Source organism: Vibrio ziniensis (assembly GCF_011064285.1).
Lineage (GTDB): Bacteria > Pseudomonadota > Gammaproteobacteria > Enterobacterales > Vibrionaceae > Vibrio > Vibrio ziniensis.
Window position 1 is genome coordinate 2076156 of record NZ_CP049331.1, and the last position, 19488, is coordinate 2095643.

Genomic DNA, 19488 nt, shown 5'->3' on the forward strand with positions numbered 1-19488 from the left:
AAAAACTCTGGTATTGGCTAAGTACCAGAGTTTTTATTGTCAAAAAATCATCATACGATATCTATTTGAATACCATGTTCTTTTATCAGCTTACAGATACTCTCCGGTGGTGTTTGATCAGTGATAATCAGATCCACCTCGTCAATCCCGCCAAGCTTGACCATCGCATTACGCCCAAATTTCGTATGGTCGACCCCCAGATAGACACTACGGCTATTTTCAATAATCGCTTTTTTAACTCTAACCTCATGATAATCAAAATCTAACAATGAGCCGTCGAAGTCGATTCCACTGATCCCAAGAATGCCAAAGTCCAAGCGAAACTGAGAAATGAAGTCCATTGTCGCCTCACCAGTCAAGCCACCATCTCTAGCACGAACTTCACCACCAGCCAATATTATTTTGAAATCAGGCTTCGTCATCAATAAAGAAGCAACATTAATATTATTCGTCACCACTCTTAGATTTTGATGATGATTAAGTAGAGCTCGTGCCACAGCTTCAGGTGTCGTGCCAATATCAATAAATAATGTTGCTCCGTCAGGAATGTGCTCAACGAGTTTTTGTGCAATACGTTGTTTCAGTTCTTGGTTGGACGTTTTACGCAGCTGATATGAAGAGTTTTCGGAACTGGTAACAATGGTGGCACCACCGTGATTACGCTTAATTTTATCAAGCTCAGCAAGCTCATTTAAGTCTCTACGGATAGTTTGAGGGCTGACTTTAAACCGTTCAACCAACTCTTCTGTGTTCACAGCACCTTGAGTTTTCACTAACTCAATAATTTCTTGATGACGTTTACTTGCTTTCAAAATATGTCCTGCTGTACTGGTCTGGATGAAAATAGTCTAATGAGTGATTACATATTATTAAATTGCTGTTTGACTAGAGTGCGGAACCTGTCACTTTTATCAATTTCTTTTGCTAATCTATGGCCTAAAAAGCTATTACATCACCAATTAATGCTCCATTTTTGGAAAAAACGTGCACTAATTAACATTTTCACTCAGTTCTAGAACACTTTTTTGTTCGTTTGCTCATTTCGAGAGCGCAAACTATTTTCATGTTCCTATCATCATCTACCATTATTCCATGTAGTTAATAAGGGTAATTGTGTTTCCCAAATACACCATCGTTGGATTTGTGACATGTGTGATGTCTTTGATAACACTAAAGCCCATAAAATAAATCCAATATCCAAGCACTTGAATGCATCGACTTCTTCCTTTTAGTTAGGGGTTTTCAGGTAGGAGGATAGATAACGTGAATAGGACCGCTACTTATGAATAACAAATATGTCGTCGCTCTGGATCAGGGAACCACCAGCTCTCGCGCGGTTGTACTCGATCATGACGCAAATATCGTCAGTGTATCTCAACGTGAATTTACCCAAATCTATCCTGAGTCTGGTTGGGTAGAACATGACCCACTTGAAATCTATGCAACTCAAAGCTCTACACTGGTTGAGGCTTTGGGCAAAAAGGGCATTCGCTCAGACCAAGTAGCCGCTATTGGTATTACTAACCAACGTGAGACCACCATCGTTTGGAACAAAGAGACCGGAGAACCCGTTTATAACGCTATTGTTTGGCAATGCCGCCGTACTGCAGATATCTGCGCTCAGTTAAAAACGATTGAAGGTTTTGAAACCTATATACGCGAGAATACAGGTCTATTACTTGACCCATACTTCTCTGGCACCAAAGTAAAATGGATCCTCGACAATGTTGCAGGAGCTCGCGAACTAGCCCAGCAAGGCAAGCTTTTGTTTGGTACTGTCGATACATGGTTAGTCTGGAAGATGACTCAAGGTCGTGTCCATGTCACAGATTATACCAATGCGTCACGAACCCTACTCTTCAATATCAACACCCTTCAATGGGATGAAAAGATCCTCAAAGAGCTGGATATACCGCTATCTATGATGCCGGAAGTAAAAGCCTCTTCGGAAGTATATGGTGAAACAAACATTGGTGGTAAAGGTGGTACTCGTATTCCTATTTCAGGTATTGCGGGTGACCAACAAGCCGCTCTCTTTGGTCAAATGTGTGTTCAACCAGGTCAGGCGAAAAACACCTACGGTACTGGCTGCTTCCTTTTAATGAACACAGGTAAAGAGAAAGTTACATCTAAAAATGGTCTGGTGACGACGTTAGCTTGTGGGCCAAAAGGTGAAGTCTCCTACGCATTGGAAGGTTCTGTATTTATGGGTGGGGCCGCGATTCAATGGCTTCGTGACGAAATGAAATTGCTCACCGATGCCAAAGATTCTGAATACTTCGCAACTAAAGTAGACTCTTGCAACGGTGTGTACGTCGTACCTGCATTTACAGGCTTAGGTGCTCCTTATTGGGATGCTTATGCTCGCGGTACTATCGTGGGGATGAGCCGAGGCACTGGCATTAACCATATCATTCGTGCAACGTTGGAAAGTATTGCTTACCAAAGCCGTGATGTTATTGATGCAATGCAAGCGGATTCCGGCATCAAGCTAGCAACACTACGTGTTGACGGCGGAGCTGTGGCAAATAACTTCTTAATGCAATTCCAATCTGACATCTTAAATACCGATGTTCAACGACCTAAGGTCACGGAAGTCACAGCATTAGGTGCGGCTTACTTAGCCGGTCTTGCCGTAGGATATTGGAACTCTTTAGAAGAAGTCTCTGATAAAGCAGAAATTGATCGTGTATTTGTTCCGGCTCAAGATGAAGAGAAACGAGCTCAACGCTACAACGGCTGGAAACGCGCGGTACGAGGCGTTCTGGCAGTTTCTCACGTCGATGACGAATAGATTGTTCTGAGTCCCTTCTCCAATTATTAGATAGTTAAGGGACGCTAAGCGTCCCTTTTTATTTGTAAATAGTTGAAACATGCAAAATCATCCAATAGGTTTTGCCGATTGATTCAATAAGAACAAGCAATTTTTCCAAATCATAACTTCATGTGAATATACATCTCGAAGGCAAGAGACAGAGATTGCCTAATCAAAAAACTCTTAGGAAGGTAAAAAAACATGATTAACACTACTATCAAACCATTTAACGCAACGGCATTTAAAGACGGCAAGTTCGTAGAAATTTCTGAAAAAGACGTACTAGGTAAATGGGCAGTATTCTTCTTTTACCCAGCTGACTTCACATTCGTATGTCCAACTGAGCTAGGTGACCTAGCTGACCACTACGAAGAGCTTCAATCTCGTGGCGTAGAAGTTTACTCAGTTTCAACTGACACTCACTTCACTCACAAAGCATGGCACGATAGCTCAGAAACAATCGGCAAGATCAACTACTTCATGGTTGGCGACCAAACTGGCAACATCACTAACAACTTCGGTGTTATGCGTGAAGGCCAAGGTCTAGCAGACCGCGCTACTTTCGTAATCGACCCACAAGGTGTTATCCAAGCTGTAGAAATCACAGCTGAAGGCATCGGCCGTGACGCAGAAGACCTACTACGTAAGATCAAAGCTGCACAATACGTTGCTTCTCACCCAGGTGAAGTATGTCCAGCTAAATGGAAAGAAGGTGAACAAACTCTAGCTCCTTCTCTAGACCTAGTAGGTAAAATCTAAGCATAAAGCTTAAAACCTAATCCATTTGAATCCGTTTAGCGGCTTCATATAGGAAGGTTGCTGAATTAGAGAGCTGGTCAGGCAATGTACCTAACGACCTACGAGCTTGACTGGCTCTCCCCCTCAGCAAAATAAAAGAATTGAATTTATCCAGAGTGACCGCTCTCTTTAATAGAATTACGAATAGGTATAACAAAAATGTTAGATCAGGCGATTAAACAACAATTAAAACAATATCTTAGCAACCTTAAAGAAGAAGTGCAGTTAGTGGTCAGCCTAGATGAAAGCAAGGCAGCAAATGATATCCAATCACTAGCTCATGAAATTGCAGAGCTAAGCGATTTCGTGACCGTGACTCGCGATGACGCAGCAAGCTCTCGTCGTCCAGTAATGACAGTTACAAACCCTAAGAAAGGCACTCAGCTACGTTTTGCTGGTCTTCCAATGGGACACGAGTTTACTTCTCTAGTATTGGCTCTACTTCACTCAGGTGGTCACCCAATTAAGCTAGAAGCTGAAACTATCGAACAAATTGCTAAATTAAACAAAAAGCTAGATGTAGAAATCTTCATTTCTCTATCTTGCCAAAACTGTCCAGACGTAGTTCAAGCGTTCAACATGATGTCGGCGATTAACCCAGACATTCGTACTACGATGATCGACGGTGCTCTATTCCAAGATGAAGTGAAATCTCGCGACATCATGGCGGTACCAAGCGTATTCGTAAATGGCGAACTCTTTGGTCAAGGTCGTATGTCTCTGACTGAAATCTTGAATAAGATTGATGATGGCGCAGCTGAAAAAGCAGCAGCAAGCCTAAGCGAAAAAGAACCTTATGATGTTCTTGTCATCGGTGGTGGCCCAGGTGGTAGCGCAGCTGCGGTATATGCAGCTCGTAAAGGTATCCGTACTGGTGTTGTTGCGAAGCGTTTAGGTGGTCAAGTAATGGATACCATGGCAATCGAAAACTTTATTTCGGTTAAACATACTGAAGGTCCAAAACTGGCGCATGATTTAGGTGAACACCTAAAAGAATACGGTGTAGACATCATCACTGAGCAACAAGCTGACAAGCTAATGGGTGCTACCTACACAGAAGATGGTTACATCCACGTAAACCTTGAAAGCGGTGCAACTCTGAAGAGTAAAAGTGTCATCCTAAGCCCAGGTGCACGTTGGAGAGAAATGAACGTTCCTGGTGAACAAGAATACCGTAACAAAGGCGTTGCTTACTGCCCACACTGTGACGGCCCACTATTCAAAGGCAAGAAAACAGCGGTAATTGGTGGTGGTAACTCAGGTATCGAAGCGGCAATTGACCTAGCGGGTATCGTTGAACATGTTACTGTTCTTGAGTTTGCTGACACTCTACGCGCTGACCAAGTGTTGATTAACAAGGCAAACTCTCTGCCAAACGTTGAAATCATCACAATGGCACAAACGACTGAAGTCATCGGTGACGGTAAACGCGTAACAAGTTTGAAATACAAAGATCGCAATACAGACGAAATCAAAGAGATTGAACTGTCGGGTATCTTTGTACAAATCGGCCTTGTACCAAACACTGAATGGTTAAAGGATTCTGAAGTTAAGTTGTCTGCTCGTGGTGAAATCGAAGTAGGCAACCGTGGCGAAACTAGCATGGAAGGTGTCTTTGCTGCTGGTGACGCAACTACCGTACCTTACAAGCAAATCATTATTGCTATGGGCGAAGGTGCAAAAGCGAGTCTAGGTGCGTTTGATTACCTAATTCGCAAACAAGCTTAAATCATACATTTTATCTCCTATTAACGACAAAGAGCTCTACTTCGGTAGGGCTCTTTTTTTGTTTTATTTCTGTTACTGGATTGAAAAACTCACACGATAACGCCACATTGGAAAACATAAGCTAGGCTTTCACCTGCCCTAATATTCCGTTATTGGAACGAATGCAGCCCACTTTTATGTTTATCACTTTATCGCTAAGGAACTTCCTTTGTCTGAAACGGATTTAAACGATATCAAGTTTACTGCGCATCACTTTTATTCTGGTGTCCGCAAGTTTCTTCCCATCTCACTTTTTGTTGCTATCTTTGGTGCCGCTTTCGGATTGGCTGCTTCGCAAACCGGTTTAGACAACGTTTCTACCGTATTGATGAGTGCTGCGGTTTTCGCTGGTGCCTCTCAGTTTGGTAGTTTGGATTTATGGGGTACCGAAGTACCTATTCTTCCGCTGGTCGTCACCGTTTTTGCAATCAACGCCAGACACTTATTGATGGGCGCGTCGCTTTATCCTTGGTTAAAACATCTCAATCCATTAAAGCGTTACGGCGTGATGATGGTAGCGTCGGATTCTAACTGGGCGATGTCATTACAGGCGTTTAATCGTAGAGAATATGGTAAAGCATTGGGCATATTGCTTGGTGGCGGACTCACCATGTGGGTGTTTTGGATAGTCGGTACTTGGCTCGGTCTTTACTTCGGTAATTCGATCAGTGACCCAAAAGCTTTTGGTCTGGATATGGTGATGTCGTGCTTTCTGCTTACCATGGTTCTAGAAGGTAAAAAAGACCAGCGTACGATGATCATTTGGGTTGGCGCTGCCGTGGCGTCGGTTTTAGCTTATTTATATCTACCAGAAAACAGTCATGTTTTTGCTGGAGCTTTAGTCGGTGGTTTACTAGGAATTATTCTGAAGGAAGAAAAACATGAGCATTGATACCGCAGGTTCAGGCACCCTTTTCATTATTCTTATCATGGCACTGGTCACATTGGTGACTCGCTGGGGCGGTGTGTTTGTTATGAGTTTTGTGCCGATTAATCACAAAGTACAACAGTTCATTGCGGCAATGTCTGGCTCAGTGTTGGTTGCGATTATTGCGCCTCTGTTTATTCAAGGTGATATGGGAGCAAAACTCGCCCTCGCGATGACCGCAATATTTGCTTTAACAACCAAGCGACCATTAACCGCCATTGCACTGGGTATTGCGATGGCCGCAGTAACAAGACAGATGCCTATTTAAGTCGTCGATTTCCCGAAATCATATCGGTTTTTCTTGGCACCCAAAATTAACAATGAGCAATTTTGTTCAAGTTTTCGATTCAGCGACTAACTATACTGGGAAATATAGGAATCACACGATAAGGAAACAGTTTTGAGTGCCAATCAAGAAAATCGCTTTCATTTCAGCAGTAGTCATCAGCAGTTAGTCACCACACTAGAAGCGACGATGAGCGATTTTTCTTATGCAAAACACGCCCATGAGGAATACTCGATTGGTGTTACGTTAAAAGGACGCCAAGACTTCTTCTGCCAAAAGGCTTTTCATAAAAGTCCATCTGGTGGTGTATTACTCTTCAATCCTGAAGATGTTCACGATGGCCATTCTGGAGGCAGTGAAAATCTTGAATACGTCATGCTCTATATCCATCCCAATGAATTAAAACCTCTGTTTCAGGCTCTGGGTTATGGTAAAGACACGACACTTAGACTAGATAGTCCGCTCATGGATGATGCTGTGCTGAGACATCAAATACTGTCCATGCACCAACTCGTCAGCGAACCGAATCACTCAACAATAGAGTTTGAAAGTGGACTGTTTCATATTGCTCAGTCACTGGTGGCTAAAGCAGGCAAACTAGACCAAGAATACTCTCCCCCCTTGTCTCGAAAAGACAGCCTGCTTACTCGCGCAAAAGATTTCATCATTGGCCATATCGACCAAGATATATCTATCGATGATGTCGCTAACGCCGCCACCATGTCCAAATATCACTTTATCCGGCTATTTCATCGTCAGTTCGGTATCACACCTCACCAGTATGTATTGAACTGTCGCATTAACGCCGCACGTAAATATTTGGAGAGCGGCTTACCTTCTAGCCATGTCGCACAACTCTCTGGTTTTGCGGATAACAGCCATCTCAACCGTCATTTCAAAAGAACGTTTGGCATGACGCCTAAACAATACCAGCTACAACTCTGTTCTTAATTCCAAACATTTGGAGCTTTCAATGTTAGAAATTCTTGCTTATGCCATTGGTGTAATGTACACCCCTGGCCCGATAAACCTATTAGGTTTACACAGTGGATTACACGGTAAAACTCGTGAACATATTGGTTTTTTCGCTGGTGTGGGGTGCGCCATGCTGATCCTATTTGTCTTTCTCGGCTTCCTCGGTCTTAAATTTATAAACCCTTCCCTACTGCCATATATCAGCCTGATGGGCTGCAGCTACATTGTTTATATTGCTTGGAAAGTGTTGCGTGCAAACATCAATATCTCTGATAACAAAGCCAATGTGTCGGTACTGACATTTGGCAATGGATTAATCATGCAATTACTCAATCCGAAAGCACTGGTTGCGACAATGCCTATTTCAACCATTCAGTTCCCAGCGGCAGGTATCGATGGTAGTGCTATCGTCATTTGGTCAATAGGCTTAGCGCTACTCGCATTTGGAGCACCAAGCAGTTATTCGTTAGTGGGTATGCTGATGGGTAAACGAATTGAGAATCCGATGTTTTTCAAAACGTTCAATTTGTTGATGTCGGCATTACTCCTTTTTGTTGCCGTGAGTATTGGCTATGAACATGTCTATATAAAACTCATCCAACAAGCATGATGCTGTAAAAATGTGATCTTTGTTACTCATTGTTTTTCCTTTAATTAACCAAGTGTTGATACATTTTGAATCAAAAAAACACATTCAGGTCTAGCCAAGTGATCAAAATGTCGTCAATATTGAATGATAATTCAAAAAATAAAACGCTTTTTCATTAGGTAGTTTTAAAGGAAGTTTATGAGTATTAATAAGAAATTTATTGTTAGCATTTCCCTGTTGATATGCTTGTTCGCAGCGGTACTAGTGGTATTTCAAGTCACTCATACCATCACTTCTGTTCACCAAACGGCTCAACAACATCAGCAAGAAGCTGTTGAAGATATATCTCGATTACTCGACACCACTGACAGCATAATGCTACAGCGTGTGAAAAGTAGTATGAACTTGTTAAAAGAGCGCAGCCTTGAATTAGGTTCTCCAAGCATTAAAGATACCGATAACGTTTCTGGCAAGACCGCCTCGAATCTGTATTTCGGTGATAACAAGCAAACAAACCAGTACGAGTTAGTTGATAACCTGACTAATGTGATGGGTGGTACGGCGACGTTATTCTCTCGCATTAACGATGAGTATGTGCGCATTTCAACCAATGTGAAGAAAGATGGAAAACGAGCGACCGGAACTGTCTTAGCTCCTACGGGTAAAGCAGCGCTCGCAATTGGTAAAGGTCAGAGTTTTTATGGTGAAGTCGATATTCTCGGCCAACCATATATTGCTGGCTATGAACCTATTATGGATAGTGGCAAAACCATTGGTATCTGGTATGTCGGATATTCAGCCGATATGAAAGCTATCTCTGATGCGGTCAACAACGCTAGAGTATTAGAGCAGGGATTTGTCGCCCTGATGGACGGTAAGGGGCAACTTCGAATGTTTTCCGGTAATACCAATGCTGATGCAGTAAGCAAAGCACTAGCAGATAAAGAGAACTGGAATGTTTCCCGAACCGTCTATACACCTTGGGGCTATGAAATAGTTTCTGCTTATCCAAATACAGAAATTAATAGCATGATTTGGAATGCTTCTCTCCAAAGCATTTCTATGGTTTTGGCAATAGGCATAGTGCTGATTGTTTTCATCTCAATGATGGTCCAAAGAATAGTCGGTAAACCACTTAAAGTTTACGTTGATGCTATTCATAACTTAGCGGATGGCGAAGGAGATCTCACTAAACGCTTTGAACAGCATAGTAAAGATGAACTGGGCACAATGGCACTTGGGTTCAACAATCTACTCGATCGAATACACGAGACAATTAAACACTCAAAATCCGCCGCGGAAGATGTTAGCCAGTCTGCAAATCAGTTGTTGGCTCTAGCGAGCAAATCATTGAATTCCATCTCATCGCAAAACAAGGATACAGAGCAAGTTGCAGCAGCTTCTCATGAAATGAGTATTTCAGCGTTAGATATTGCCAAAAATACCGCGGATGCGGAGAAGAATGCCTACCAAGCTAATCAAGATGTTCATAAAGTGGGTGAAACACTGACCACAACCATCCGGAGTATCGAACATCAGGCAAGTAACATCGAAAGCTCAAATCTTGTTGTACAAGAACTGGTTGATGCCAGCGACAGTATTAGTAAAGTTCTTACCGTCATTCGCGATATTGCCGACCAAACAAACCTGTTAGCGCTTAACGCAGCCATTGAGGCAGCTCGTGCAGGTGAACAAGGCCGAGGGTTTGCTGTTGTGGCAGATGAAGTTCGCTTGCTAGCAAGCAGAACACAGACCTCAACAGAAGAAATTCGCAAAATGGTTGAGCGGTTACAACACAGCGGCAATCAGGCTTCAGAACAAATGAACACAAGTCGGAAAGCTGCAGAGAACAACGTGGCTCAGGCTAGAGCAGCGGACGAGGTTCTTAGAACGGTGCTCTCTTCAGTGAATAATATCTCACAGTTAAACGCTGAGATTGCAAGCGCGGTAGAACAGCAGCGATTCGTCGCTGAGGATGTCAGTAAAAATATCAACCTTATTCGTGAAGCGAGTGATCAAAACTTGAATTACAGCAGCGAAACAACCCAAGCTTGTAAAACATTAAGCACGCTTGCAGAAAACCTAAACTCTCAGCTATCTCACTACAAAGTGTAAATCTAAAACGCGCTAGTCGTCTCTTTGGCTAGCGCGCCATCATCCTTCCACTCACCACGTGCCTCTATTGCGCCAGTACAACCCCCAAACACGAATAAATAATCATCAATTTCATATCATTTGTAATTCCGAAATTGACCCAAAATATGTTTTAGGATTTCTGTGTAAACTTTACCTACCGAAATGAGGTTAAAGAATATATAGTCGGCGCAAATAGATTATTTATTCATATTGTTTATATTTTAAAGATTGCACATTGTCGTATGAGGGAATCATGAACAGATTCAAACTACAAACGATCGGCACACTGAGCCTTCTCATTGCCGTGATTATAATTCTAATTGCTGCATTAGATTACAGAGCTTTTCGAAATGAGAGCATTGCCCAACATAAAGAAATGTTAAGGGAACAGAATGCCACCATGGAGGCAACTCTTCATTCCAAGTTTGAAAGTTACCGCAGTGAACTAGCAGCACTAAGTACTTTTGAAGGTGATACCGAAGGCGGTAGTTTGGCTACCCATGTTATTCGTCAGTTAAGAACCTTACAAAGAGTACAACAAGATGTTAGCGAATCCGTTTCTATTTTGACTAAAGACGGCAGTCTCTTTAATTCGGACGGTGAAAAACTACCGTTCAACGCTAAGAATATGAACCGTTCCTACTACAACGCAGTGTTCAATGATGGCAAGGACTTTTACGTTTCTGAGCCATTTAAATCTGCGACCAGTGGTAATTTCGTTATCGCTGTGATTTATAAACTTAATGACGAAACAGCAATTACCGCCAATCTTAAAGCGAGTTCTGTTTTAGGTAGCTTTGCGGACAAAACAAACATGTTCCTTTATGCTCATGATGGTACCATCTTACACTCACCCTACTCAGGGCTGATTGGTAAAAACGTCTTTAATGAGCGCCCACTTTATAAACAATTCAATACTTCAAATCCTGAGCTTAGCTACAGCGCTGTTGTGAACGGAAAAGATACTGACTTTACTGCTTTCTGGACTGGGCTTGAAATCAGTGGGTGGAGCTTTGTTACTTTCACCCCGAACAGTGAAATTGAGGAAGGCGCAAACGAACAACTGTTCTATGCGGCTCTTACGGGTCTTGTCTGTATCATTTTGGCTAGTGCTGTATTAATGATGATCATTAATAAATTGGTACTGAGACCTGTAGGCGGCGCTCCAGATGAAATCGCAGCACTGATGAAAGAGATGGCAACAGGTAACCTATCTCATAACTTCGCTCTAACAGGCAAAGAAACGGGTATTTATCTCTCTTTAGTTAACCTTTCAGCGCAGTTATCTAACTTAATCAAAAACTCTCTGAGCATTTCAGAAAACGTCTCCTCTGCGGCACAAGAGCTCAATGTTGTTATGAACGAAACACAACACAACGCTCAAGATGAACTTCAGCAAATGGAACAAGTTTCGACTGCGATCAATGAATTATCTTCAACCTCTCAGGAAGTAAGCAATAAAGCTGTGATGGCAGAAGATGAAGCTCGTAAAACACAACACAGTGTTGCGAGTGGTAAACAAACACTAGAGCAAAACATCAATTTAACTGACAAGATTAGCCAATCAGTAACTAACACAGCAAGTATTGTTAGCGAGCTTGGTCAGTTAGTACTGGAAATCGGCAGCGTTACTGAAGTGATTAATAACATTTCAGAACAAACCAATTTGCTCGCTCTAAACGCTGCAATTGAAGCTGCTCGTGCCGGTGAGCAAGGAAGAGGATTCTCTGTTGTAGCGGATGAAGTACGCGTTCTAGCAACTCGTACTCAAGAATCAACTGTTAGTATTCAGAAAATTATTGAAAGACTACGCGGTCAGTCAGACAAAGCCAATAAAAATATGATGGAAAACGTTGATTTGATTGAGGAGTCGGTGGCTCTTGCTGATCAAATTAAAGCAGCATTTGAAGAAATTGCAGCTGCGTCGCAGTCTATTTCAGACATCAATACTTTAGTTGCAACGGCTTCACAGCAGCAGTTTGCTGTGACTGAAGAAATTTCTCAGTCCATTACCAACACATTTGATTTAGTAAACCGTAACGTGTCAGCGATTCACCAAACGCTACAAGCTTCAACTGAACTTGCGCAGCTAGCTGAAGCTCAGACTAACGAACTGGAGTATTTTAAAGTCTAGTTTGTCATAACCCTCCTCTTCCTCACGGTTTCTGAACGAGGAGGGTTTGCTTATCAATGCCCAATCACTGATCTATGAATTGTCCTGATTAATATTGTCCAAATGGCTAGAAGTCATTCAAGATGAGTACATCATCATTCGATAACTGATTTAAAGCCAGGTTGGTTTAGCTTTAATGTGTTTTCACCACGGTAATACAGTACTTCCCATCAATGCAGTTGATAAGTTGCAATAAGCCTGATCTAGTTTCAACAAACTGAATTATGTTGTGAAGCATATTTGTTTCATAAAAGTCACAAGCTACCTCAAATAAGTCAAGGTGTTCATACTCCATTATCTTCGACCGAGAAATGTCATCCATCCTTTGGCTTATTGCTACATAACAGGGATCAGTTACCGCGTTTAAGTATCTTTTTAGACCCTCGTCATCCATCACCTCGGATATATGCACAACTTGGGCTGATGCATTGTTCTTATCCTGACTGAGTAACAGCCAATTCGCGCCTTCACCGATAACGATGTTGTCGTTTAAACCTAGATAATGATGGGGAGAAATCGTTTCGCATGGGAGTTCATCAATACCACCCAGCAAAATTTGACTTTCATAGCCTAAACGCAACTTAGCGCTAGAGAGTTTCATTGCATTTTCAACAACAAACCCTTGATGCGACAAATTCAAATTTGCACTATCTAGCCCAAGGTATTTACTGATGTAGAAACCAGCGGTGTTACTCAGTGAGTTAATAAAATCCACTGGTTTGGGAGGTGTTTTATCAATGTATCGCTGCTCGCATGAACGGCTAAATACTGACAAATCTCCTTGTCCCGATACTAGGTAAAGTGCCGTATCGCTAGATAACTCTTTGATATTAGAAACGCCTAAGATACCCATTTGAATAAAACGGTCAGTCCTTCGAATGTAGTCGGAAGCAACCTTTTTGCATTCTTGTTTAATATCAACCGATGGATCTCGGTGAACGTAGTAAGAAGATACCTGATGGATATACATCATACCTCCTTCTTCTCAATGACAAAGACGTTATTATTGCCACCAAAGCCAAAACAGTTGATCAAAAAGATACCTTTTTCACATGAAATAGTCTCTTGTGTAGGAGACCAGTTCATTTCAGGATCAATATTTGAGAAATTGGGCGTTTGTGGAATGAAACCATGATCAATAGCATTCATCATCAGTACTAACTCACTCGTTCCACAGCTACCTAATGTATGACCAATATAGGGCTTTAAAGAAAAAAACGGTGGCGCAGTATCAAATACTGACTTCATACCATTAATTTCGGCTAAATCACTTAGATGACTCGCAGTACCATGCGCTTTTATAGCGGCAATATCCCGACTGGAAACACCACTGTTATCTAGTGCTTGATTAATCACTTTTGCCACACCTGAACCATCAGGATTAACACCAGTAACACTGTGGGTTTCACAACGGCTATCTCCACCGAGAAAACGCCAAGATGACGGTTTGACATCACTACGGCTCATAAGTATCACACTTAATGATTCCCCTAGCATCAAGCCATCCCTTGTGAGATCAAACGGCTTACAACTCTCGGCGGCCAAAAGTTGCATCGAAACAAATCCCTCAACTGAATGCTCAGCAAATGTTTCAATCCCCACGACTAACGCATAATCGAGTACCTGACTATCAAGCATAGTTGCAGCATCTAAAATCGCATTTGAGCTTGAAGTACAGGCTGTATTGTAAGTGAGGCTAAAATCATTCAGTCCAAAATGGTCTCTTAAACGTTCGGCATATCTCCCGTTTCCAATCCTTTGCTTTGCTATTGATTGCCTTTGTTGCTGCTTGATACTTTCGCCAAGAGGAACGGATAAAGAAAGATCATTAGAAGCACAACCAACAAACAAACCACATTGTGAATGTTGACTCTGCTTGATTGAGCACTGCTCGAAAATAGACTCGATTAAAGTAATTAAGTATGGAACTGGGTCAAACAGCGCATCAAAAGTGCTTTCACTTCGTATCGCGTAATAAGGAAGCGTTCTTTCTTCATCAAAAACCTGTACTGATTTCCGCTGAGTGACAAACTCACCTTTCTGTAATGCTTCTATTTGCTGCTGTTTATTGCCTAATGCGCTAAGGACTTCTCCAGCTAAAAAAGTAATCATGAAGCTATTCCGGCTGAAGATGATCGGCTAAGTCATTAATAGTCGTTACAACACGACGGAATTCTTTAGGATCAACTAAGCGTAAATTGAAGTGGCGTTGAAGCAGCATAGAAATCTGTAAACCATCAACGGAATCAAAATCAAGTTCACTTTCTGGAGAAAATAGCATCACATCATCAGAAAGCTCATTAGGATCCATGTCGTCACGATCGCACTCTTCAAGAATCATTGTTTTCAGCTTTAACTTAAATTGATTATCCAAAGAGCCTTTCATGCTTCTTTCCTTTTCTTAAATGTAAATACAATAGCCGCAAGGCAAAGAGATATAACGCCAAACAGAGTCAGAGCGATGGCTTCTGGGATGATGTCTCTCACACCACCTCCACGCAAGAAAATATCTAGGAAACCTTCAAGCCCCCAGGACATAGGAGAGATATTAGCTAAAGTCTGCATAGACTCTGGCATTACCATCTTTGGAACCATAACACCACCAACGGCACCTAGCAGAATATTAATAATCCCACCGATGGTTGTAGCTTGCTCTACGCTATCTACGGAACTCGCAATTAGAATAGACAAACCAATAGCAGAAATACTCAGAGCTAAAGAGACCAATACCAAACCAAATACAGAACCCGAAATGGTCAATGGTGCAGCCCCAAAATGAGGTACAACGAAAACACCTACAGCAATCATCAGCCAAACTTGAATTTGATTGATCAACATGTACGGAATGATTTTTCCCGCAAACAAATTGACGATACTGACATTCATGGTCATAAGTCGTCTTAACGTGTTTTGTTTTTTCTCGTTGATAAAGATAGTAGACATTGGAATGACGACAAAAAACAATCCAAATACTATCCAAGAAGGCACACTTTGTTGTGTCGAAGTGGGTTTTTCATTTTCTGCAAACTTTGCATAAGCAACTTCAATAAGATCATCTTCATGAGAGATGGTCTCCTGTCCCGCACCAGAGCCTAACGCCCTTTGACCTGCGAAACTCAAGGACTCTAGTTGGTTCTTCATCCAGATAAGAGACACTTGGTTTTTAAACAGGGTTAACAGTGATGGTGAAGTATCAGCGGCAACTGTTAAGTTGATAGGTGACGACTTGTTTTCAAACCCCGCGGGGATATCAACGATAAACTGTACCCCTTCCTCTTCAGGCGAACGATAAGTATCCTGACTGTACTCAAGCTGTGAAAAAGATGGACTCTTCGCTAATTGCGTTAACAATGCTTGACTTACCTGGCTATTGTCTCGATCTATCGCGATATAACTCATCAAAGATTTATCTTCATTCATGACATCTTTTAAGGCGATAGACATAATTAAGATGAACACAGATGGCATAATGAACAAAGCGGCTAAAGCGTGTTTATCTCTACTTATCAGCAAAAATTCTTTAGTAAGCATTGCTTTAAACATCACAACGCCCCTTAGAAGTGAGCTGAATAAACATCGACTCTAAGGTCGTTGTACCATAGCGAATATGTTTGACTTTAATTTTGCTCTCTTCCAATTTACTGAGAACAGTACTAATAACCGAAGCCTCTATAGTATTAAGCAGCAGCGTTTCGTTATCTATCACTTGCACTATATCTTGCCTGTCAAACAGAGCATCGACAGGTTGAGTTTGAGGGTAAAGTTCAACAACGACCTGCTGCGATTCATGATTATTAACCATCTCATCAATGGTGCCTTGTTTGATTATTTTCCCTGAGTTAATAATCGCAACTTCATCGCATATCTTCTCTATTTCAGGCATGTAATGAGAGGTGTAGACGATGGTTTTGTTGTCTCTGGCATATTCTTTAATACTGTCCAAAATGTCGTTACGTGACTCGGGGTCAATGCCGACAGTTGGTTCATCAAAAAACAGAACATCAGGATTATTGAGCAAACCTATCGCAATATTTAATCGACGTTTTTGTCCACCAGACAGTGTTGACGCTTTTCGCTCTAACATGGAGGACAAGCGATTAGTCTCGATAGCGTATTCAAAGTTACGGCTGAAATGGCTGCCTTTAATACCTTGAATACCTGCGAAAAAATTCAAATTTTCTTTCACTGTTAATTGGTCATAAAACGCAAGACTTTGGGGTATCAACGAACAACGTTCGCGGATGACCTTAAGATTTTGCGATAATGGTAGGTCAAAGAAGGTAATTTTTCCCGCATCATAAGTTAACAAGCCATTCAGTATAGACATAAGCGTCGTCTTTCCCGCTCCATTTGGCCCAAGTAGGCCAAATATGGAGTTAGAAGGGATAGTAAGAGATAAATTGTCTAACGCTTTAACTTCATTATATGACTTGGATAATGCCTCTATATGGATCATTAAAAGGCTCTCAGAAGTGATTGATAAAGCAGTTTTTCTTGACCAGCAATGGACTCTAATTTAGATGCAATCGCAAAATAATCAATCGGTTGATTATTTTTAGGACGAATCGCTTTGGCGATAAGTAATGCGAACTCTCGCCATTGGTCACCAATCATAGTCATTTCTGTTGATGCTTGTCTCAAATTATCATTATTGATAAGAGTTGCCGACTCTTGAAGAAACGATGCATAAATATATCGGAACCCAGCTCCGCCGGTACCAATTTCTTCCTGCATGCGGATGATATGGCCTAAGAACAATTTGGCATAATGCGAGTCTTTATTTTCTAGATCTCGGATATGCTTCGCCAAAAAATGCATGCCTTTTAGCCCCGCAATAGGAACCGGAGTTTTTAACATGGATTTTGCGGTTTTCTTGATGCTTTTTTCGATGATTGTTGAATAATCGATCGACGTTGGAACATACGTCGGATAATACAGGGCCCCTTTAGGTGCCATTACACCCTTAACAAAACGCGCTTTTTGTAATGCACTTTCATCGGATGAAACAAGATGCTCAAACACGGGATCACTGATGGTATAAGTACTGTCTTCTTTATCAATGACAACGAGGTTATGAGCATTGAAATGAAAACGCATCTCCTCTGGAAAATATGGAAGCCAAAATACCGAAGTCTGAGCACCTACTATTTTCCCTTCTGCCAATAACGTATCGAGCCTTTTCGTACCATGCTCAGGTTTGGAAAATGTCTCTACCTTCATTTTCACGCCCAATGCCTTTTGCACACCTTTGATGATTGATTTAGGCATAGAACGATAAGCGATTAACGGCATTCCGCTGAGTTTAACGAAAGGAAGATAAGCAAAGGTGAGAGCACTAGATAAGCCAAACACCATTGGTTCAGATAAAGGCAAACCATGGTGGGTTAATATCGACGACATAACACCACTTTCACAATGCGCATGATGTTGGTGAGAAAAACCATTATTACTCATCTTTGTTTTCCTCTACGCTAATCTCTGGCAAGGTAATCAGTTGCTCAACACTGATACCTAAAGCTTCACTGTATGTATTCAATTGCTTCGTTGAAAGCTTTGTAAAAACAGCCGGCTTCATATGGCGTTTAACTCGCCATTTAAACCAACCAACAGACTGAGCCAGCACCATGAGATCCATACGTTGTGCATACATATGATAGTAAAGAGGAGATTTATCACCCTTCTTTACTAACTCATAAGCAGCAAGAGCTTGACGCTCAAACTCATTCAGAGCTTGCTTAGTCACAAGCTCTTCAGCCTCCCATCCGGAAGATGCAACCACGGCATATTCTCCAGACTCACTAGTCGCGTACAATGCCTTTGAATTATTGGCGTAAGTGGAAGACTTATCTTGAGGTACTTTTTTTGCTTCCATTACACTACCTTAAGCTGCATGAACGCCGTCGAGAATCTTCCGCTTTCAGGTACGTAACACAATAAAGTATCGCCAACTTTCAACTGACCAGAATGAAACAGTTCTTCTAGAATAATGTAGATGGATGCTGAACCCGTGTTTCCTTTAGTCGACAAATTAGTAAACCAACGCTCTTGTGGAATATCACAGTTCGCTTCTAACATACCTTGGTATAAGCGGTCACGGAAATATCCAGAAGAATAATGCGGTAGGAAATAAGTAATGTCGTTAGGCGCAACTTTCCCTGAAGAAACAAGCTCTTTTAGTGGGCGAGTTACGGTATATGCAACAATATTATCATTTAACTGTTTTACGTCTTGTTTAACCGAAAAAATCGATTTATCTAGCCATGCCTGACTAGAATATTCTCTCCACCCTTTTAGACTTCCATCCGCTAATTTTTCAGCGCCCGCATACATACAAGTATCAAGCTCATTAGCGTAAGATTTTTGCTCTATCCACTCAATCTCAAGCGAAATGCTATTCTCATTTTTCTGTGAGCTCAAAAGCGCAGCCCCAGCACCATCGCTCAGCATCCAACGCAAGAAGTCTTTTTCAAATGCTATTTCAGGCTGACGTTCAAGCTCTTCTAACTTACTCGAGACTTCCGCTTCAAACTGACTGGCTCGCATCATTGCTGAGGCATTCTCGGAACCGGTTACTACTGCATTGCTACTTTGACCACTTAATACAGACATATAGCCGTATTTCAGAGACATTGTTCCTGCCAAGCAGATTCCTGCCGTAGCAACAACTTCACAACTAGGAATACCAAGTTCACCATGTACCATTAACGCGTGGTTTGGCAGCAACTGATCTGCGATTGTCGTACCGCATGCAAGAAGCTCTATTTCTTTAATATCAAAATTGTCTGAGTTAAGCAGCTTTATCGCCTCAGCCGTTAGCTGAGCATTAGTATGTGTTGTCTTCCCCGTCTCTGGATCAATTGCATAGTAACGCTGCTTGATTTGATTAGAGCGCAATATAAGACTCTTAGCTCGTGAAGGACGATCGCCAACTTGTCCTAAAACGCTTTCTATCTGCTTATTATTTACCGATTCATTTGGCAAAAAAGCTTGGACATCGTTTATATATACTTTTTTGTTCATC

At 41.7% G+C, this 19488-nt stretch carries 18 protein-coding genes; 9 read left to right on the plus strand and 9 right to left on the minus strand.

Features of this window, described 5'->3' with window-relative positions:
• Positions 1 to 50: 50 nt before the first annotated feature.
• Positions 51 to 812, minus strand: coding sequence for a DeoR/GlpR family transcriptional regulator (locus G5S32_RS09465; protein WP_165311784.1), 762 nt, complete (start codon positions 810 to 812; stop codon positions 51 to 53).
• Between the two features lie 470 nt (positions 813 to 1282).
• Here G5S32_RS09465 and glpK point away from each other — a divergent pair, with 470 nt between their 5' ends.
• From glpK to G5S32_RS09510, 9 genes are all read left to right on the plus strand, one after another.
• A complete protein-coding gene (glpK, locus tag G5S32_RS09470) occupies positions 1283 to 2794 on the plus strand; it encodes a glycerol kinase GlpK (RefSeq protein WP_165311785.1) in 1512 nt (503 codons plus the stop codon).
• A gap of 222 nt (positions 2795 to 3016) precedes the next feature.
• The gene (ahpC, locus tag G5S32_RS09475; protein WP_165311786.1) at positions 3017 to 3574 is read left to right on the plus strand and encodes an alkyl hydroperoxide reductase subunit C; all 558 of its coding nucleotides are present in this window, start codon (positions 3017 to 3019) and stop codon (positions 3572 to 3574) included.
• A gap of 198 nt (positions 3575 to 3772) precedes the next feature.
• Positions 3773 to 5341: an alkyl hydroperoxide reductase subunit F gene (gene ahpF / locus G5S32_RS09480; RefSeq protein ID WP_165311787.1), complete on the plus strand. Its 1569-nt coding sequence runs from the start codon at positions 3773 to 3775 to the stop codon at positions 5339 to 5341.
• Between the two features lie 208 nt (positions 5342 to 5549).
• A complete protein-coding gene (locus G5S32_RS09485) occupies positions 5550 to 6272 on the plus strand; it encodes an AzlC family ABC transporter permease (RefSeq protein ID WP_165311788.1) in 723 nt (240 codons plus the stop codon).
• Entirely contained in the window at positions 6262 to 6576 is a 315-nt protein-coding gene (locus G5S32_RS09490) for an AzlD family protein (protein ID WP_165311789.1), read from the plus strand. The genes G5S32_RS09485 and G5S32_RS09490 overlap by 11 nt, the downstream gene beginning before the upstream one ends.
• 132 nt (positions 6577 to 6708) lie before the next feature.
• On the plus strand, positions 6709 to 7545 hold the full coding sequence (locus tag G5S32_RS09495; RefSeq protein ID WP_246201006.1) for an AraC family transcriptional regulator: 837 nt from the start codon (positions 6709 to 6711) through the stop codon (positions 7543 to 7545).
• A 22-nt stretch (positions 7546 to 7567) separates the two neighbouring features.
• On the plus strand, positions 7568 to 8179 hold the full coding sequence (locus G5S32_RS09500) for a LysE family translocator (RefSeq protein WP_165311790.1): 612 nt from the start codon (positions 7568 to 7570) through the stop codon (positions 8177 to 8179).
• A gap of 177 nt (positions 8180 to 8356) precedes the next feature.
• Positions 8357 to 10273, plus strand: a complete 1917-nt coding sequence (locus G5S32_RS09505) for a methyl-accepting chemotaxis protein (protein ID WP_165311791.1) — start codon at positions 8357 to 8359, stop codon at positions 10271 to 10273.
• 274 nt (positions 10274 to 10547) lie between these two features.
• Entirely contained in the window at positions 10548 to 12428 is a 1881-nt protein-coding gene (locus tag G5S32_RS09510; RefSeq protein WP_165311792.1) for a methyl-accepting chemotaxis protein, read from the plus strand.
• Between the two features lie 172 nt (positions 12429 to 12600).
• On the opposite strand, the gene G5S32_RS09515 is transcribed toward G5S32_RS09510, so the two are convergent.
• The 8 genes from G5S32_RS09515 to G5S32_RS09550 are packed head-to-tail and all read right to left on the minus strand — an operon-like array spanning position 12601 to position 19487.
• Complete coding sequence (locus G5S32_RS09515; RefSeq protein ID WP_165311793.1) at positions 12601 to 13440, minus strand: hypothetical protein; 840 nt, start codon at positions 13438 to 13440, stop codon at positions 12601 to 12603.
• The gene (locus tag G5S32_RS09520; RefSeq protein WP_165311794.1) at positions 13437 to 14579 is read right to left on the minus strand and encodes a beta-ketoacyl synthase N-terminal-like domain-containing protein; all 1143 of its coding nucleotides are present in this window, start codon (positions 14577 to 14579) and stop codon (positions 13437 to 13439) included. The genes G5S32_RS09515 and G5S32_RS09520 overlap by 4 nt, the downstream gene beginning before the upstream one ends.
• Positions 14580 to 14583: 4 nt before the next feature.
• Positions 14584 to 14853 carry an acyl carrier protein gene (locus tag G5S32_RS09525; RefSeq protein ID WP_165311795.1) on the minus strand — a complete coding sequence of 90 codons (270 nt, stop codon included), beginning with the start codon at positions 14851 to 14853 and terminating at the stop codon, positions 14584 to 14586.
• Entirely contained in the window at positions 14850 to 16010 is a 1161-nt protein-coding gene (locus G5S32_RS09530; protein WP_165311796.1) for an ABC transporter permease, read from the minus strand. The genes G5S32_RS09525 and G5S32_RS09530 overlap by 4 nt, the downstream gene beginning before the upstream one ends.
• Positions 16003 to 16923 carry an ABC transporter ATP-binding protein gene (locus G5S32_RS09535; RefSeq protein ID WP_165311797.1) on the minus strand — a complete coding sequence of 307 codons (921 nt, stop codon included), beginning with the start codon at positions 16921 to 16923 and terminating at the stop codon, positions 16003 to 16005. The genes G5S32_RS09530 and G5S32_RS09535 overlap by 8 nt, the downstream gene beginning before the upstream one ends.
• Positions 16923 to 17921 (minus strand): BtrH-related acyltransferase DarH, encoded by a 999-nt coding sequence (gene darH, locus G5S32_RS09540; RefSeq protein WP_165311798.1) that lies wholly within the window; start codon positions 17919 to 17921, stop codon positions 16923 to 16925. The genes G5S32_RS09535 and darH overlap by 1 nt, the downstream gene beginning before the upstream one ends.
• Positions 17914 to 18339, minus strand: a complete 426-nt coding sequence (locus G5S32_RS09545; protein ID WP_165311799.1) for a DarG family dialkylresorcinol biosynthesis protein — start codon at positions 18337 to 18339, stop codon at positions 17914 to 17916. Before G5S32_RS09545 ends, darH begins: the two co-directional genes overlap by 8 nt.
• Positions 18339 to 19487, minus strand: a complete 1149-nt coding sequence (locus tag G5S32_RS09550; protein WP_165311800.1) for a beta-ketoacyl-ACP synthase III — start codon at positions 19485 to 19487, stop codon at positions 18339 to 18341. The genes G5S32_RS09545 and G5S32_RS09550 overlap by 1 nt, the downstream gene beginning before the upstream one ends.
• Position 19488 lies beyond the last annotated feature (1 nt).

Coding starts and splice junctions, on each gene's coding strand:
- glpK (WP_165311785.1), top strand. CDS start 1,283: ATGAATAACAAATATGTCGTCGCTCTGGATCAGGGAACCACCAGCTCT.
- ahpC (WP_165311786.1), top strand. CDS start 3,017: ATGATTAACACTACTATCAAACCATTTAACGCAACGGCATTTAAAGAC.
- ahpF (WP_165311787.1), top strand. CDS start 3,773: ATGTTAGATCAGGCGATTAAACAACAATTAAAACAATATCTTAGCAAC.
- G5S32_RS09490 (WP_165311789.1), top strand. CDS start 6,262: ATGAGCATTGATACCGCAGGTTCAGGCACCCTTTTCATTATTCTTATC.
- G5S32_RS09500 (WP_165311790.1), top strand. CDS start 7,568: ATGTTAGAAATTCTTGCTTATGCCATTGGTGTAATGTACACCCCTGGC.
- G5S32_RS09505 (WP_165311791.1), top strand. CDS start 8,357: ATGAGTATTAATAAGAAATTTATTGTTAGCATTTCCCTGTTGATATGC.
- G5S32_RS09510 (WP_165311792.1), top strand. CDS start 10,548: ATGAACAGATTCAAACTACAAACGATCGGCACACTGAGCCTTCTCATT.
- G5S32_RS09515 (WP_165311793.1), bottom strand. CDS start 13,440: ATGATGTATATCCATCAGGTATCTTCTTACTACGTTCACCGAGATCCA.
- G5S32_RS09520 (WP_165311794.1), bottom strand. CDS start 14,579: ATGATTACTTTTTTAGCTGGAGAAGTCCTTAGCGCATTAGGCAATAAA.
- G5S32_RS09525 (WP_165311795.1), bottom strand. CDS start 14,853: ATGAAAGGCTCTTTGGATAATCAATTTAAGTTAAAGCTGAAAACAATG.
- G5S32_RS09530 (WP_165311796.1), bottom strand. CDS start 16,010: ATGTTTAAAGCAATGCTTACTAAAGAATTTTTGCTGATAAGTAGAGAT.
- G5S32_RS09535 (WP_165311797.1), bottom strand. CDS start 16,923: ATGATCCATATAGAGGCATTATCCAAGTCATATAATGAAGTTAAAGCG.
- darH (WP_165311798.1), bottom strand. CDS start 17,921: ATGAGTAATAATGGTTTTTCTCACCAACATCATGCGCATTGTGAAAGT.
- G5S32_RS09545 (WP_165311799.1), bottom strand. CDS start 18,339: ATGGAAGCAAAAAAAGTACCTCAAGATAAGTCTTCCACTTACGCCAAT.
- G5S32_RS09550 (WP_165311800.1), bottom strand. CDS start 19,487: ATGAACAAAAAAGTATATATAAACGATGTCCAAGCTTTTTTGCCAAAT.